This is a genomic window from Streptomyces anulatus (genome assembly GCF_014650675.1).
Lineage (GTDB): Bacteria > Actinomycetota > Actinomycetes > Streptomycetales > Streptomycetaceae > Streptomyces > Streptomyces anulatus.
Genome location: NZ_BMVK01000021.1, coordinates 17,355 through 31,268, shown reverse-complemented (window position 1 = coordinate 31,268; position 13,914 = coordinate 17,355). Strand labels below are relative to the sequence as shown.

The window sequence follows — 13,914 nt, the reverse complement described above, 5'->3', positions numbered from 1 at the left end:
ACCACGCACCCCGCGGCCACCCCTCGACCGAACGCGGTCGCGCCTGCACACCTGAGCGTATCGCCCTATATTCGATCGATATGGGAGCGATTGCGGAGCCTGGAGCACCCTCCGGAGGGCAGGCCCCCGGATCCGATCTGGCCGGCCGCGTGGCACTCGTCGCCGGAGGCACCCGCGGGGCCGGGAGAGGCATCGCCGTCCAGCTCGGCGCCGCCGGGGCGACCGTGTACGTGACCGGCCGCACGAGCGGTTCCGAGCGCTCCGAGATGGACCGTCCCGAAACGATCGAGGAGACCGCGGCCCTGGTCGACGCGGCGGGCGGACGGGGCATCGCCGTCCAGGTCGACCATCTGGTCCCCGACCGGGTCAGGGCGCTCGTGGCCCGCATCGCGAGCGAGCAGGGCGCCCTGCACATCCTGGTGAACGACATCTGGGGCGCCGAGATCGAGTGGGACAAGCCGGTGTGGGAGTCGTCGCTCGACACCGGGCTGCACACCCTGCGGCTGGCCGTCGACACCCACGCCATCACCAGTCACTTCGCGCTGCCGCTGCTGATCGAGACACCGGGCGGCCTGGTCGTCGAGATGACCGACGGGACGGACGAGTACAACGCGTCCCACTACCGCGTCTCGTTCTTCTACGACCTGGCCAAGGCAGCGGTGAACCGGATGGCCTTCGCCCTCGGCCATGAACTCGCACCGCACCACGCGACGGCCGTGGCTCTCACACCGGGATGGCTCCGCTCCGAGGCCATGCTCCAGGCCCACGGAGTGACCGAGACCACCTGGCGGGACGCAGTCGCGCACGCGCCCCACTTCGCGATCTCCGAGTCCCCCGCGTACGTCGGCCGCGCTGTGTCCGCACTCGCCGGCGACCCCGAGGTCGCCCGCTGGAACGGCAGGGCGCTCTCCAGCGGGCAGCTCGCCCAGGTGTACGGATTCACCGACGTGGACGGGAGCAGGCCCGACGCCTGGCGGTATCTGACCGAGGTCCAGGACCCGGGCCTGCCTGCCGACGTGACGGGCTACCGCTGAGGCGGCCCGTCCGGCGTGCCCTCCGTGCCGCCGCGTCCGGCGGCCCGGGGGCCGTTCACCAGACGCCGTATCCGTGACGGCAACGGCCTCCCGGGCGCTCGGCTGCTCCCCCCGTGCACGCGTGGGTCGTCGGTGACGTCGTACCGCTTCACATAGGCGCCGAGGAACGCCTGGAGCGTGGCGATGGCGGGAATGGCGACCAGCGCGCCGACCGCGCCGAGCAGGGCCGTGCCGGCGATGACCGACCCGAAGGCGACCGCGGGGTGGATGTCGACGGTCTTCGCGGTCAGCTTGGGCTGGAGCACGTAGTTCTCGAACTGTTGGTAGATCACGACGAACCCGAGCACCCACAGCGCGTACCAGGGATCGACCGTGAAGGCGATCAGCATGGGCAGCGCGCCCGCGAGATACGTGCCGATGGTGGGGATGAACTGCGAGACGAGTCCGACCCAGACGGCGAGTGCCGGGGCGTAGGGCACCCCGAGGATCACCAGCAGGACGTAGTGCGCGGCACCGGAGATCAACGCCATCAGACCGCGCGAGTAGATGTATCCGCCGGTCTTGTCGACCGCGATCTCCCAGGCGCGCAGCACCTCGGTCTGCCGGGCCGGCGGCAGGACGGAGCACAGGGCGCGGCGGAGCCGGGGACCGTCGGCCGCGAAGTAGAAGGAGAACAGGAAGATCGTCAACAGCCGGAACAGCCCGCCGAGGACCGTCGTGGAGACGTCGAGCACTCCGGTGGCGCTGTTCTGGACGTACTTCTGCAGCCAGTCGGAGTGCAGCAGGCTGTCCTGGACCTCGACCCGGGAGAGTTCGGTGTGGAAGGTCTGGTTTACCCAGTTGATCACCGAGTCGATGTACTTGGGGAACTCGTCGACCATGTCGACGATCTGGCCCGCGAGCATCGACCCCAACAGCACCACGAATCCGACGCCGAAGATCATCAGGCCGAGGAAGACGAGGAACGTGGCCAGCCCTCGGCGCATGCCGCGACCCGCCATCCGGCCGACCGCGGGCTCGATGGCGAGCGCGAGGAAGAACGCGATCAACACGTTCGTCAGCAGCCCGATGAGCTGGTCGAACGCCCAGCTGCCGAGCTGGAAGCAGGCGTAGAGCGCCAGGGCCAGCGCCATCGCGCGCGGCAGCCAGCCGGGCATGCGGACCCCACCGGCGCCGGAGGGCGGCGCGGGTGGCGCGGCCGGCGGGGCGGGCGGGGCGGCGGACGGCTGGGCCGGGGCGGTCTCGTCTGTCGATGACACGGGACAAGTCTGGCCTATGCCGCCGGCCACCGGCCCCCCGCCCCGAGTCGCCCCTTCCGGTCCCGTTCCCGCCCCGAACGGGATCAGCGGCGTTCAGCCGTTGTCCACCGGACGCGCACGGGTTCAGCTCCCGTCCGCCAGTACGCGCACGGCTTCAGTGCCCGTCCGCCAGTACGCGCACGGCTTCAGTGCCCGTCCGCCGGTACACGCACGGGCTTCAACGCTTGTCGGCCGGGACGTCCATGGCCGTGCAGACCCGGCGCCAGACGTCCTTGGCGTCCCAGCCCGCGTCCAGGGCCTGGTGCACCGTGCGGCCGCCGAGTTCGGCCATCACATGGTCACGGGCGAAGGAGTCCGCGTACGCCGCACCGAAGTGGTCGGCCATCCGCTCCCAGAAAATCGTCAACCGCATGCCACCAGTATCCCGCTCCTGAGAGTGCAGCCGGTCCGCCCGGCACCTGCCGGGCTTCTTTCCCCTCTACGGTCGGTCCATGGCTGGAACCGGAGCAAACACCCTCGCCCGCGCCGAGCAGTTCATCTGGCTCACGGCCCGAGTCCTCGAACAGCGGAGGTTCGCGCATGGCTTCCTGGGCGGAGATCCCGACACCGTCGAGACGGCCCTCTCCGCCTATCTGAACGAGGACGGCGGCTACGGTCACGCGCTGGAACCCGACCTCCGGGGTCCGGTCAGCCAGCCGTTGCACACCGCCCACGCGCTGAGCGTTCTTGATTCGATCGGCCGCTGCGACGGACAGCGCGTCGAACGGATCTGTCGCTATCTGACCGATGTGTCAACCAAAGAAGGCGCATTGCCCGCCCTGCTTCCCACGCAGCGCGGCTATCCCGCGGCACCGTTCATTCCGATCGTGGACAACCCGCCGGCGGAGCTGCTCGCGACCGGCCCGGTCGTCGGGCTGCTGCACGGCAATCAGGTATGGCACGCCTGGCTGTTCCGGGCGACGGACTTCTGCTGGAGTGCCGTCGAGGCTCTGGAGCAGTCCCATCCCTACGAGGTCGAGGCCGCGGTCGCCTTCCTGGACGGCGCCCCCGACCGGGCCCGCGCCGAGGCGGCGGCCGACCGGCTCGGCCGTCTGGTGCGCGAACAACGCCTCGCGGTGCTCGATCCCTCCAGACGGGCGGAGTACCCGGTGGCGACGGGCTACGCACCGGGCGAGCACCACTTCCCGCACGACTACGCCCGTACACCCGGATCCCTGGCCCGCCGCTGGTTCACGGACGAGGAGCTGGAGCGCTCGCTCGACCACCTGGCCGCCGAGCAGCAGGACGACGGCGGATGGCCCGTGACCTGGCGTCAGTGGGCACCGGGAACCGCGCTGGAGGGGCGCCCCCTGGTGACGCTCAGGGCCTTGGGGACGCTCCGCTCGTACGGTCGTCCGCTGGGCTGACCGCGTATCCGGCGGGCCCACCCCGCGGCTGCGCCGCCAGGTACCCGATTCTCAGGCCAGCGCGCGTACGCCCGCCGTGACCAGAACGCCCGCGCCGACGACGACCAGGAAGGGAGCGCGAAGGACCAGGGCGAGTGCCGCCGCTCCGAGACCGGCGGCACGGGCGTCGAGGACGAGCTGCTGGCCGTCGCCGAAGGTCTGCTGCGCGGTGAGAGCCGCCAGCAGCGCCACGGGCAGCAGGGCGGCCATCCGCTGGACGAGCGGTCGCTCCAGCACGCCCGCGGGCACCAGCAGGCCCAGGAGTTTGGCGAGGTAGCAGCCCGCCACGGTCAGTCCGATGGCAATCCAGACGTTCATGAGCGCCGCTCACCCTTCTTCCGCTGTGTCGCCGAGCCGTCCGCGGCGTTTCCGGCGTTCGGTCCCCGCTTCGTCCGCCCCATGAGGAAGAGGACGACGGGCGCCGCGAGCGCCGACAGCAGGACGGGGACACCCGCCGGCAGTACGGGCAGCAGCGTCAGGGCCAGCAGGACGGCCAGCCCCGCCGTGACACGTTCGGTGGTGCTCTTGAGCATCGGCGCGAGCAGCGCGAGGAACACCGCGGGACTCGCCGCGTCCAGGCCCCACGCGTCGGTGTCGCCCAGCGCCTCGGCGCCCAGGGCGCCCACCAGGGTGGTGAGGTTCCACAGCACGTACAGGGTGAGTCCGGTGACCGTGAAGCCGATGCGCGCGGCCCGCCGGGTGGGCTGCGGCAGGGTGACCGCGGTCGTCTCGTCGATGACCCAGTGGGCGGCGAAGGGGCGTACCGCACGGGGAAGGGCGAGCAGCTGGGAGAGCCGCAGACCGTAGAACGCGTTCCGGACGCCCAGGAAGAACGCCCCGGCCGCCGCGGTGTACGGGTTGCCGCCCGCGGCCAGCGCGCCGACCAGGGCGAACTGCGAGGCGCCGGTGAAGACGAGAAGACTCAGGACGCAGGTCTGCAACAGGCTGAGGCCGGAGCCGGCGGAGGTGACGCCGAAGGCGAAGCCGGAGAGGCCGACGGCGATGCCGACGCCGAGCGCGTCCCGGACGACGGCCGCGTCCGGCTTGTCCGGCCGGGCCTCGGCCGCCGGGCCGGGCGGACCGGCGGAGACGGCGCCGGGCGGGCCAGTGCTCTCTGGGGGTGCTGTCTGTTCTGCCACGCCCGGCACGCTACGGGGATCGTTCGGTCCGGGTCTTGTACGTTCTTGCGCACCCGCCGGTACGGTCTCGCACCCTCACCGGTCCGACCGCGGCACTCCGCGCTCGCGCTGGTAGGCCCCGGGCGGCACACCGACGATCCGGGTGAAATGGCGATTGAGGTGCGGCTGGTCCGTGAAGCCGACGGCGGTCGCGGCCTCGGCGGGCGCGACACCGGCGTCGAGCATCCGGCGGGCCCTGCGCACCCGGGCATCGGTGAGCCACGTGTGGGGCGGCATCCCGTACTCCTTCTTGAAGGCTCTCAGCAGCGCGAACGGACCGGTGCCCAGCTCGGCGGCGAGCGTCTCCAGCGTGGGCGGCGCGGCCATGCGCTCCTCCAGCGCGGCGCGGGCGCGCACGGCGTTCCGGGCACCCCCGGCGTGCGCGGCCAGTCCGGGCAACGGGCTGCCGTGCCGGCTGAGGAGCCGGGTGACCAGGACCCGCAGCAGGCTGTCGGCGGCCAGCGCGTTGCCCTCCTCCGCCGCCCGGTGCACCTCGGTGATCAGGTGGGAGGCGTGGGGGTCGGTCACCCGGGTCTCGGCGAAGCCGACCGTGCCGCGCAGGGACGTCACCTCGGCCGCGATGTCGTTGACGACCTGGGCCGACGGGTAGAGCGTGGCGTACGCCCAGCCCTCGGGCGCCCCGGAGCGGGCGGTGTGCGGCACCTCCGGGTTGATCATGACGACGGTTCCGGGGAGGGCGTGGACCGTGCCGCCCGGCAGCCCCACGTCCTCCACCCCACCGGTGACGGCGCCGAAGACATAGCCCTCGTGGCTGTGCCGGGGGAAGGTGTGGCGGACGTACCGGGCGCGCAGCAGATCGAGGTCGGGCAGCGCGGCGTACTGCCAGTGCCGTGCCCATTCCTCCGTGCCGTCCGCTCCCGTCATGGGGCCATTCTCGCAGGTCCCGGTCGTGCGCCACCGGCTGAGCCGGCCACCGCGGGCGGTGTCACCGGCCCGTTGTCAGTGCCGGGGTGCACGATGGGGAGCATGACCGGATCCGCGCTCGAAGCGTTCTCGCCCGCGACCCGCAGCTGGTTCGCCGGGGCCTTCAGCGCGCCCACCGCGGCGCAGGAGGGCGCCTGGCGGGCCATCGGCGAGGGCAGCGACGTCCTGGTCGTCGCGCCGACCGGTTCCGGTAAGACGCTGGCCGCCTTCCTCGCCTCGCTGGACCGGCTGGCGGCCGAGCCGCCGCCCGCCGACGCGAAGAAGCGCTGCCGCGTGCTGTACGTGTCCCCGCTCAAGGCCCTCGCGGTCGATGTCGAGCGCAACCTCCGCTCGCCGCTGACCGGCATCCGCCAGGAGTCGGTGCGCCTGGGCCTGCCGGAGCCGGAGGTGCGGGTCGGCATCCGGTCCGGGGACACCCCGCCCGCCGAGCGGCGTTCCATGGTGACCAGGCCGCCGGACATTCTGATCACCACGCCCGAGTCGCTGTTCCTGATGCTGACGTCCTCCGCCCGGGACGCGCTGGCCGGCGTCGAGACGGTGATCCTCGACGAGGTGCACGCGGTCGCCGGGACGAAACGCGGCGCCCATCTCGCCCTGTCCCTGGAGCGTCTCGACGAACTGCTGACGCGTCCCGCCCGGCGCATCGGCCTGTCCGCGACGGTCCGGCCGGTCGACGAGGTGGCCCGCTTCCTGTCCCCGCAGCGCAAGGTGGAGATCGTCCAGCCCCGTTCCACCAAGGAGTTCGACCTCTCGGTCGTCGTCCCGGTCGAGGATCTGGGCGAGCTGGGGGGCTCGCCCGCCACGGACGGTGATTCCGGCCAGGCGGACAAGCCCTCGATCTGGCCGCATGTCGAGGAGCGCATCGCCGATCTCGTGCAGTCGCACCGCTCCACCATCGTCTTCGCCAACTCCCGGCGGCTGGCGGAGCGCCTGTGCAACCGGCTGAACGAGATCGCGTACGAGCGGGCGACCGGCACCGCGTTCGACCCCGACAACCCGGCCCCCGCCCTCCCGGAGGCGCACGCTCCCGCCGAGGTCATGGCCCAGTCCGGCGCGGGCAGGGGTGCTCCCGCCCTGCTGGCCCGCGCCCACCACGGCTCGGTCTCCAAGGAGCAGCGGGCCCAGGTCGAGGAGGACCTCAAGGCGGGCCGGCTCCCCGCCGTGGTGGCCACCTCCAGCCTGGAGCTGGGCATCGACATGGGCGCGGTCGACCTGGTGATCCAGGTGGAGTCCCCGCCCTCCGTCGCCTCCGGCCTGCAGCGGGTGGGCCGGGCCGGACACCAGGTGGGCGCGGTCTCCACCGGGGTGGTCTTCCCGAAGTACCGGGGCGATCTGGTGCAGGCCGCCGTGGTCACCGAGCGGATGCGCCAGGGGGCCATCGAGGCGCTCCGCGTCCCGTCCAACCCACTGGACGTCCTGGCACAGCAGCTCGTCGCCATGGTGGCCCTGGACAGCTGGCAGGCCGACGATCTGCTGTCCCTGGTGCGGCGGGCCGCCCCGTTCGCCTCGCTCCCCGAGTCGGCGTTCACCGCGGTGCTCGACATGCTCGCCGGACGCTATCCCTCCGACGCCTTCGCGGAGCTGCGCCCCCGGGTGGTGTGGGACCGCGTCGGGGGTACGGTCACGGGCCGCCCCGGCGCGCAGCGGCTCGCCGTCACCTCGGGCGGCACCATTCCCGACCGGGGACTCTTCGGGGTCTTCCTCGCCGGGGCCGACCCGAAGAAGGGCGGCGGCCGGGTCGGCGAGCTGGACGAGGAGATGGTCTACGAGTCCCGCGTCGGCGACGTCTTCACCCTGGGCACCACGTCCTGGCGGATCGAGGACATCACCCGGGACCGGGTCCTCGTCTCGCCCGCCCCGGGCGTCCCGGGCCGGCTGCCGTTCTGGAAGGGCGACCAGCTGGGCCGCCCCCTGGAGCTCGGGCGGGCCCTGGGTGCGTTCCTCCGCGAGATCGGCGGGCTCTCCGACGAGGACGCCCGGCTGCGCCTGCTGGCCGCGGGGCTCGACGCCTGGGCGGCGGACAACATCCTGGCCTACCTGGACGAGCAGCGCCGGGCCTGCGGCCACGTCCCGGACGACCGGACGATCCTGGTCGAGCGGTTCCGGGACGAGCTGGGCGACTGGCGGGTCGTCGTGCACTCCCCCTTCGGCGCCCAGGTGCACGCCCCCTGGGCGCTCGCCCTCTCCGCCCGACTCGGTGAGCGCTACGGGATGGACGCCCAGGTCATGCACGCCGACGACGGGATCGTGCTGCGGCTGCCCGACGCGGACATGATGGGCCTGGACCTGCTCGATTTCGACGCCCCGGGGGCCCCGGACGCCGGGAACGGCGGACCCGCGCCGGGAGCCGTGGCGTACGACAGCGACCAGCCCCCGGTGGCGGCCGCCGACGTCGTCTTCGACCAGGGCGAGGTCCAGCAGATCGTCACCGACCAGGTGGGCGGATCAGCCCTGTTCGCCGCCCGGTTCCGGGAGTGCGCCGCGCGCGCCCTGCTGCTGCCCCGGCGCTCCCCCGGCAAGCGCACCCCGCTCTGGCAGCAGCGCCAGCGGGCCTCCCAGCTGCTCCAGGTCGCCTCGGAGTTCGGCTCGTTCCCGATCGTTCTGGAGGCTGTCCGCGAATGCCTCCAGGACGTGTTCGACGTCCCCGGACTCACGGAACTGATGGGCGACCTGGAGGCGCGCCGGGTCCGGCTGGTCGAGGTGACCACCCAGGAGCCCTCGCCGTTCGCCCGCTCGCTCCTCTTCGGTTACGTGGCCCAGTTCCTGTACGAGGGCGACTCGCCGCTCGCCGAACGGCGCGCCGCCGCCCTCTCCCTGGACTCCCATCTGCTCGCCGAGCTGCTGGGCCAGGCGGAGCTGCGCGAACTGCTCGACCCCGAGGTCCTCACCGAGCTGGAGCGGGAGCTGCAGTGGCTCACCGAGGACCGGCGGATCAAGGACGTCGAGGGGGTCGCCGACCTCCTGCGCGTCCTGGGCCCCCTCACCGACGCCGAGCTGGCAGAGCGGGGCGCCGAGCCGTCCTGGGCGCCGGAGCTGGCCTCGGCCCGCCGGGCTGTCCAGGTCCGGATCGCCGGCGCCGATCACTGGGCGGCGATCGAGGACGCGGGCCGGCTGCGCGACGCCCTGGGCACCGCGCTTCCCGTCGGCGTTCCCGAGGCGTTCACCGAGCCGGTGAAGGACCCGCTCGGCGACCTCCTCGCCCGCTTCGCGCGGACCCACGGCCCGTTCACCGCCGCGAGGGCCGCCGAGCGCTTCGGGCTCGGCACCGCCGTCACCGACGGGGCGCTGCAACGGCTGTCGGCCTCCGGCAGGACCGTCCAGGGCGAGTTCCACCCGGCGGGCATCGGCCAGGAATGGTGCGACGCCACGGTGCTGCGCCGGCTCCGCCGTCGTTCGCTGGCGGCGCTCCGCCAGGAGCTGGAGCCGGTGCCGCCCGCGGCCCTCGCCTCCTTCCTCCCCCAGTGGCAGCACTTCGGCTCCAACGGCCTGCGGGGCATCGACGGGCTGGCCCGCGCCGTCGAGCAGCTTCAGGGCGCACCCGTTCCCGCGTCGGCACTGGAGAAGCTGATCCTGCCGAGCCGCGTCATGGGCTACGCCCCGGCGATGCTCGACGAGCTGACGACCACGGGCGAGGTCGTCTGGGCCGGTGCGGGCGCGCTGCCCGGCAAGGACGGCTGGGTCTCCCTCTACCTCGCCGACAGCGCGCCGCTCCTCCTGCCTCCCCCGCATCCGCTGGAGCTGTCGGCGCTCCACGAGTCCGCGCTCACCACGCTCTCCGGCGGGTACGGCCTCTTCTTCCGACAGATCGCCGACCAGGTCCGGGCCACCACCCACCCGGACTGCACGGACCAGCAGCTGGCCGACGCCCTGTGGGACCTGGCCTGGTCCGGGCGGCTCACCAACGACACCCTGGCCCCGCTGCGTTCGCTCCTGGGCTCGGGACGGACGGCGGGCTCCACCGCCCACCGCTCCCGGCGCAGCGTCCCGCGCGGGCGCTACGGCTCGCTCACCGCAGCGGCCCGCCCCGCGTCCCGGACCGGCCCGCCGACCGTATCGGGCCGCTGGTCCCTGCTGCCTCCGGTCGAACCGGAACCGACCCACCGTGCCCACGCCCTGGCCCGTACCCTCCTCGACCGGCACGGCGTGGTGACCCGCGGCGCGGTGCAGGCCGAAGGGGTGGAGGGCGGCTTCTCCGCGACGTACCGCATCCTGGCCGCCTTCGAGGACAACGGGCAGGCGCGGCGCGGCTATGTGGTCGAAGGGCTGGGGGCCGCCCAGTTCGCGATGGACGGCGCGGTGGACCGCCTGCGGGCGGCCTCCACGGCCCGCGACCGCCGGGATCCGGGCACCGCGCCCCAGGCTCTGGTGCTGGCCGCGGCCGACCCGGCCAACGCGTACGGCGCGGCCCTGCCGTGGCCCGAGCCCCCGGACGGCGCCGGACACAAGCCGGGCCGTAAGGCGGGGGCGCTGGTGGTCCTCGTCGACGGCGAGCTGACGCTCTACATGGAGCGGGGCGGGAAGACCCTCCTGGCCTGGCCGTCCGACCCCGAGGCCCCGGCCCTGCGGGCGGCGGCCGAGGCCCTGGCCGCCTCGGCCCGCGCCGGCGCCCTGGGCACGGTGACGGTGGAGCGGACGAACGGCGTCTCCTCCCTCACCTCGCCGCTGGGCCGGACGCTGGAGGCGGCCGGGTTCCTCGCCACCCCGCGAGGCCTGCGCCTGCGCGCCTGATCCAGGGCCGATGATCCGAGGTGCCCGCCCCGGCCCGGACGGGCACCTCGGCGAACGCCCCCTCCCCTCGGCGAACGCCACCGACCCGCGACCCACGGCACCCGGCCCGGCGGTGGAACGGGACGGCGGCGGTCCGGGACGGCGGCGGTCCGGGACGGTGGCGGTCCGGGACGGTGGCGGTCCGGGACGGTGGTAGCCCGGGCCCGGCGGCGGACCCGGATCGACGCACGAACGTCCCGGCGCGCCCATCATGGAGGCATGCCCGAAGGAGACACCGTCCTCCAGACCGCCACCCGGCTGCACGAGGCGCTGGCGGGGCAGGTGCTGACCCGGTCGGACCTGCGCGTCCCCCGTTTCGCCACCGCCGACCTCTCCGGCCGGACCGTCCTGGACGTCACCGCGCGCGGCAAGCACCTGCTGACCCGCATCGAGGGCGGCCTGACCCTGCACAGCCACCTCCGAATGGACGGCGCCTGGCGGGTGTACGCCCCGGACGAACGCTGGCGGGGCGGCCCGGGACACCAGATCCGCGCGATCCTCGCCAACGCGGAGCACACCGCGGTCGGCTACCGGCTCCCGGTGCTGGAGCTGCTGCGCACCAGCGAGGAGGACCGGGCCGTGGGCCATCTGGGCCCGGATCTGCTGGGCCCAGACTGGGACCCCGGCCGGGCCCTGGACCGGCTGCTCGCCGCACCGGAGCGCCCCCTCGGCGAGGCGCTCCTGGACCAGCGCAATCTGGCGGGCATCGGCAATGTCTACAAGTGCGAGCTGTGCTTCCTCGCCCGCGTCACCCCCTGGCTCCCCATGGGCGCCCTCCCCGACGGCGCGCTCCCCCGGCTCGTCACCCTGGCCGAGCGCCTGCTGAACGCCAACCGCGACCGGCCCACCCGTACGACGACGATCACCTCCGAACTCCGCACGCCACCGGGCCCGCCGAGTCCGCCCAGCTCCACACCCGCACCGAGCGCCACGGCCGCCACACCGGCCCCGGCGAGGGCCCCCGCCCGGCCACGCGCCCCGCAACCCGTTCGCGTACAGGAGCGCCTGTACGTCTACGGGCGGGCCCGTCGCCCCTGTCTGCGCTGCGGCACTCCGATCCGTCTCGCCGACCAGGACGACCGGCCCACCTACTGGTGCCCCGGCTGCCAATCAGGGCCGACCCCCTAGTTGACGCCTCGTCAGATACGGTCGTACGGTCCCGTCATGCCTCTCTCCGCGTACAACCTCACGGGCCGCGCCGTGTTCATCACGGGCGCGGCGAGCGGCATCGGGCGGGCGAGCGCCCTGCTGCTCGCGGAGGCCGGGGCCACGGTGCACTGCGCGGACCGCGACGAGACGGGACTGCGCCGGACCTACGACCTGATCGCCGACGCGGGCGGCAGCGCCCGGACCCATCCCCTCGACGTCACCGACCGCGACCAGATCCGAGCGGCCGTCGACGCGGCCGGGCATCTCGACGTCCTGGTCGCCTCGGCCGGGATCATGCACACCAGCAGCGTGCTGGAGACGGCGGACGAGGACCTGGCCCGGGTGCTGGCCGTCAATTTCACGGGGGTGCTGTACGCCTGCCAGGAAGTGGCCCGCTCCATGACGGCCCGCTCCGCCCCCGGCTCGCTGATCACGATGGCATCCGGCGCCGTGGACTCCGCGAGCGCGGGCCTGCTCTGCTACAGCGTCGCGAAGGCCGCCGTGGTGCAGCTCACCAAGACGCTCGCCACGGAGCTGGGGCCCCACGCCATACGGGTGAACGCCGTCGCGCCCGGCTGGATCCGTACGCCCATGACCGACCGGCACGACACCGCGGACCGGCGCCGGACGGAGACGACCATGGCCCGGATCTCCCCGCTGGGCCGGGTCGGTGAACCCGAGGACGTCGCACACACCGTGCTGCACCTGGCCTCGGACGCCTCGGCCTTCATGACCGGTCAGATTCTCCGGCCGAACGGCGGCGTCGCCATGCCCTGGTAGACCGCCGCTTCACCAACGACCCCAACGAGCCCGACGGGCCCGACCGCCCCGACCGCCCCAACGGGCCCACCGGCGCCACCGGTGCCACCGGCACCACCGACGCGACATGGACCGGCAACAGGCTCAGCCCCCAGCCCCCAGCCGCCACCGCCCCCTCCACCAGCCCTGCCTGTTCCGGGTGCAGCACCAGCCGGAGCACTGCCCACCACCACAGCCCGCCGAGAACCAGCGCCGGCACCCACCGCCGTATCACCGCTGCCTCCTCGGCTTCATCGCTGCCTCCTCGACCGGCGTCCTTTCCGGCAGTTTCCCCTGGCAGCGGCGGCGGTGCATCCAGAACGCCCGACCGAGGGGTCACCCACACAGGAGTGCCCCCGCCGTAACGGCGGGGGCACTGGAACCCTGGGGCGGTGGCTCCGAAGGCTCAGGACTACGTGTGTCGTCGTCAGGCTCAGGACTACTTGTCGTCGTCCCGGCGGAGGGAGTCCTTCACGCCCTTGGCGCGGTCGCCGATTCCGCCGGCCGCGTCCTTGGCTCCGCCCTTGGCCTGATCGGCCTTGCCCTCGGCCTCCTTGCGGCGGTCGCCGGTCAGCTTGCCGACCGCCTCCTTGCCCTTGCCCTTCATCTTGTCCATGGCTCCGTCGCTCATGATGTCGCTCCTTCTGCTCGGGATGTATCTCGTTCGCCGGCCGGGCGCCGGTTCAGGCGCTCTCGGCCTGGAACATCCACGCGTGTTTTTCGAGCTCCGCCGTCAGCCCGATCAGCAGGTCCTGGGTGATCGGATCCGGCTCGTCGGTCGCCTCGATGCGCTCCCGCATCCGGCCGATGACCACGCCCAGTGCGTCCACCAGGATCCGCACGGCGTCGGTGTCCTTGATCCAGCCCTCGGGCACGGACGCGATGGCGGTCTCCTTGGCCACCGTGCCGGAGCGCCCGTCCGGATTGACCCCGACCGCCGAGGCGCGCTCGGCGACCGTGTCGGAGTGCTGCCGGGCTGTGACGACGACGTCGTCGAGCTGAAGATGTACGGAGCGGAAGCGCGGACCGACCACGTTCCAATGGACCTGCTTGGCCACCAGGGAGAGGTCCACGAGGTCCACCAGAGCGCCTTGCAGCGCCGTTCCCACGACCTTGAGGTCGCTCTCGGACAACGTGCTCTTGACCACAGACATATCCACTGCTCCCATCCGTCGACCTCTTCACTGACCGTCTCTGCGCATCACCCACGATGGCACATATCAAGCAAAACGGTCATGTGGGCCTTGTCCTCCGTCTGCCCACCGACCGACGGCTCACACATGCCTCACGCAGACAGCGCAGAAGGAGGGCCCGGCGGCACACGCAGAAGTCCCGGCCG

Annotated in this window: 13 protein-coding genes; 5 read left to right on the top strand and 8 right to left on the bottom strand. The window is 73.1% G+C overall.

Going from position 1 to position 13,914, the window contains the following annotated elements:
* Positions 1-149: 149 nt before the first annotated feature.
* Complete coding sequence (locus IE272_RS34155; RefSeq protein ID WP_078961332.1) at positions 150-1,034, top strand: SDR family oxidoreductase; 885 nt, start codon at positions 150-152, stop codon at positions 1,032-1,034.
* On the opposite strand, the gene IE272_RS34150 is transcribed toward IE272_RS34155, so the two are convergent.
* Both IE272_RS34150 and IE272_RS34145 read right to left on the bottom strand, forming a co-directional pair.
* Positions 1,025-2,191, bottom strand: a complete 1,167-nt coding sequence (locus IE272_RS34150) for an AI-2E family transporter (protein ID WP_190009607.1) — start codon at positions 2,189-2,191, stop codon at positions 1,025-1,027. The two genes, IE272_RS34155 and IE272_RS34150, sit on opposite strands and share 10 nt — an antisense overlap.
* 319 nt (positions 2,192-2,510) lie before the next feature.
* Entirely contained in the window at positions 2,511-2,705 is a 195-nt protein-coding gene (locus IE272_RS34145; RefSeq protein ID WP_007458769.1) for a DUF3046 domain-containing protein, read from the bottom strand.
* Between the two features lie 79 nt (positions 2,706-2,784).
* On the opposite strand from IE272_RS34145, the gene IE272_RS34140 reads away from it, so the two are divergent.
* On the top strand, positions 2,785-3,699 hold the full coding sequence (locus tag IE272_RS34140; RefSeq protein ID WP_056698942.1) for a hypothetical protein: 915 nt from the start codon (positions 2,785-2,787) through the stop codon (positions 3,697-3,699).
* A gap of 51 nt (positions 3,700-3,750) precedes the next feature.
* On the opposite strand, the gene IE272_RS34135 is transcribed toward IE272_RS34140, so the two are convergent.
* The 3 genes from IE272_RS34135 to IE272_RS34125 form a co-directional block, all read right to left on the bottom strand.
* Entirely contained in the window at positions 3,751-4,056 is a 306-nt protein-coding gene (locus IE272_RS34135; RefSeq protein WP_003965829.1) for an AzlD domain-containing protein, read from the bottom strand.
* Entirely contained in the window at positions 4,053-4,877 is an 825-nt protein-coding gene (locus IE272_RS34130) for an AzlC family ABC transporter permease (RefSeq protein ID WP_190009550.1), read from the bottom strand. Before IE272_RS34130 ends, IE272_RS34135 begins: the two co-directional genes overlap by 4 nt.
* A gap of 75 nt (positions 4,878-4,952) precedes the next feature.
* The gene (locus tag IE272_RS34125; RefSeq protein WP_190009548.1) at positions 4,953-5,801 is read right to left on the bottom strand and encodes an AraC family transcriptional regulator; all 849 of its coding nucleotides are present in this window, start codon (positions 5,799-5,801) and stop codon (positions 4,953-4,955) included.
* 102 nt (positions 5,802-5,903) lie between these two features.
* Between IE272_RS34125 and IE272_RS34120 the strand changes: the two genes are divergently transcribed.
* The 3 genes from IE272_RS34120 (at position 5,904) to IE272_RS34110 (ending at position 12,557) form a co-directional block, all read left to right on the top strand.
* Positions 5,904-10,589 (top strand): Lhr family ATP-dependent helicase, encoded by a 4,686-nt coding sequence (locus tag IE272_RS34120; RefSeq protein WP_190009546.1) that lies wholly within the window; start codon positions 5,904-5,906, stop codon positions 10,587-10,589.
* A gap of 258 nt (positions 10,590-10,847) precedes the next feature.
* On the top strand, positions 10,848-11,756 hold the full coding sequence (locus IE272_RS34115) for an Fpg/Nei family DNA glycosylase (protein ID WP_190009544.1): 909 nt from the start codon (positions 10,848-10,850) through the stop codon (positions 11,754-11,756).
* A gap of 36 nt (positions 11,757-11,792) precedes the next feature.
* Positions 11,793-12,557: an SDR family NAD(P)-dependent oxidoreductase gene (locus tag IE272_RS34110; RefSeq protein ID WP_190009542.1), complete on the top strand. Its 765-nt coding sequence runs from the start codon at positions 11,793-11,795 to the stop codon at positions 12,555-12,557.
* On the opposite strand, the gene IE272_RS38940 is transcribed toward IE272_RS34110, so the two are convergent.
* From IE272_RS38940 to IE272_RS34100, 3 genes are all read right to left on the bottom strand, one after another.
* Positions 12,505-12,810 carry a hypothetical protein gene (locus IE272_RS38940; RefSeq protein WP_078961333.1) on the bottom strand — a complete coding sequence of 102 codons (306 nt, stop codon included), beginning with the start codon at positions 12,808-12,810 and terminating at the stop codon, positions 12,505-12,507. The genes IE272_RS34110 and IE272_RS38940 overlap by 53 nt on opposite strands.
* Positions 12,811-13,014: 204 nt before the next feature.
* Entirely contained in the window at positions 13,015-13,206 is a 192-nt protein-coding gene (locus IE272_RS34105) for a CsbD family protein (RefSeq protein WP_050360322.1), read from the bottom strand.
* Between the two features lie 52 nt (positions 13,207-13,258).
* Complete coding sequence (locus IE272_RS34100) at positions 13,259-13,729, bottom strand: Dps family protein (protein ID WP_032794264.1); 471 nt, start codon at positions 13,727-13,729, stop codon at positions 13,259-13,261.
* Between the last annotated feature and the right edge of the window lie 185 nt (positions 13,730-13,914).

What these genes read in the sequence shown, in the direction of transcription:
- IE272_RS34140 (WP_056698942.1), top strand. Translation starts at nt 2,785, where the DNA reads ATGGCTGGAACCGGAGCAAACACCCTCGCCCGCGCCGAGCAGTTCATC.
- IE272_RS34145 (WP_007458769.1), bottom strand. Translation starts at nt 2,705, where the DNA reads ATGCGGTTGACGATTTTCTGGGAGCGGATGGCCGACCACTTCGGTGCG.
- IE272_RS34105 (WP_050360322.1), bottom strand. Translation starts at nt 13,206, where the DNA reads ATGAGCGACGGAGCCATGGACAAGATGAAGGGCAAGGGCAAGGAGGCG.
- IE272_RS34150 (WP_190009607.1), bottom strand. Translation starts at nt 2,191, where the DNA reads ATGCCCGGCTGGCTGCCGCGCGCGATGGCGCTGGCCCTGGCGCTCTAC.
- IE272_RS34135 (WP_003965829.1), bottom strand. Translation starts at nt 4,056, where the DNA reads ATGAACGTCTGGATTGCCATCGGACTGACCGTGGCGGGCTGCTACCTC.
- IE272_RS34115 (WP_190009544.1), top strand. Translation starts at nt 10,848, where the DNA reads ATGCCCGAAGGAGACACCGTCCTCCAGACCGCCACCCGGCTGCACGAG.
- IE272_RS34100 (WP_032794264.1), bottom strand. Translation starts at nt 13,729, where the DNA reads ATGTCTGTGGTCAAGAGCACGTTGTCCGAGAGCGACCTCAAGGTCGTG.
- IE272_RS34125 (WP_190009548.1), bottom strand. Translation starts at nt 5,801, where the DNA reads ATGACGGGAGCGGACGGCACGGAGGAATGGGCACGGCACTGGCAGTAC.
- IE272_RS34110 (WP_190009542.1), top strand. Translation starts at nt 11,793, where the DNA reads ATGCCTCTCTCCGCGTACAACCTCACGGGCCGCGCCGTGTTCATCACG.
- IE272_RS34120 (WP_190009546.1), top strand. Translation starts at nt 5,904, where the DNA reads ATGACCGGATCCGCGCTCGAAGCGTTCTCGCCCGCGACCCGCAGCTGG.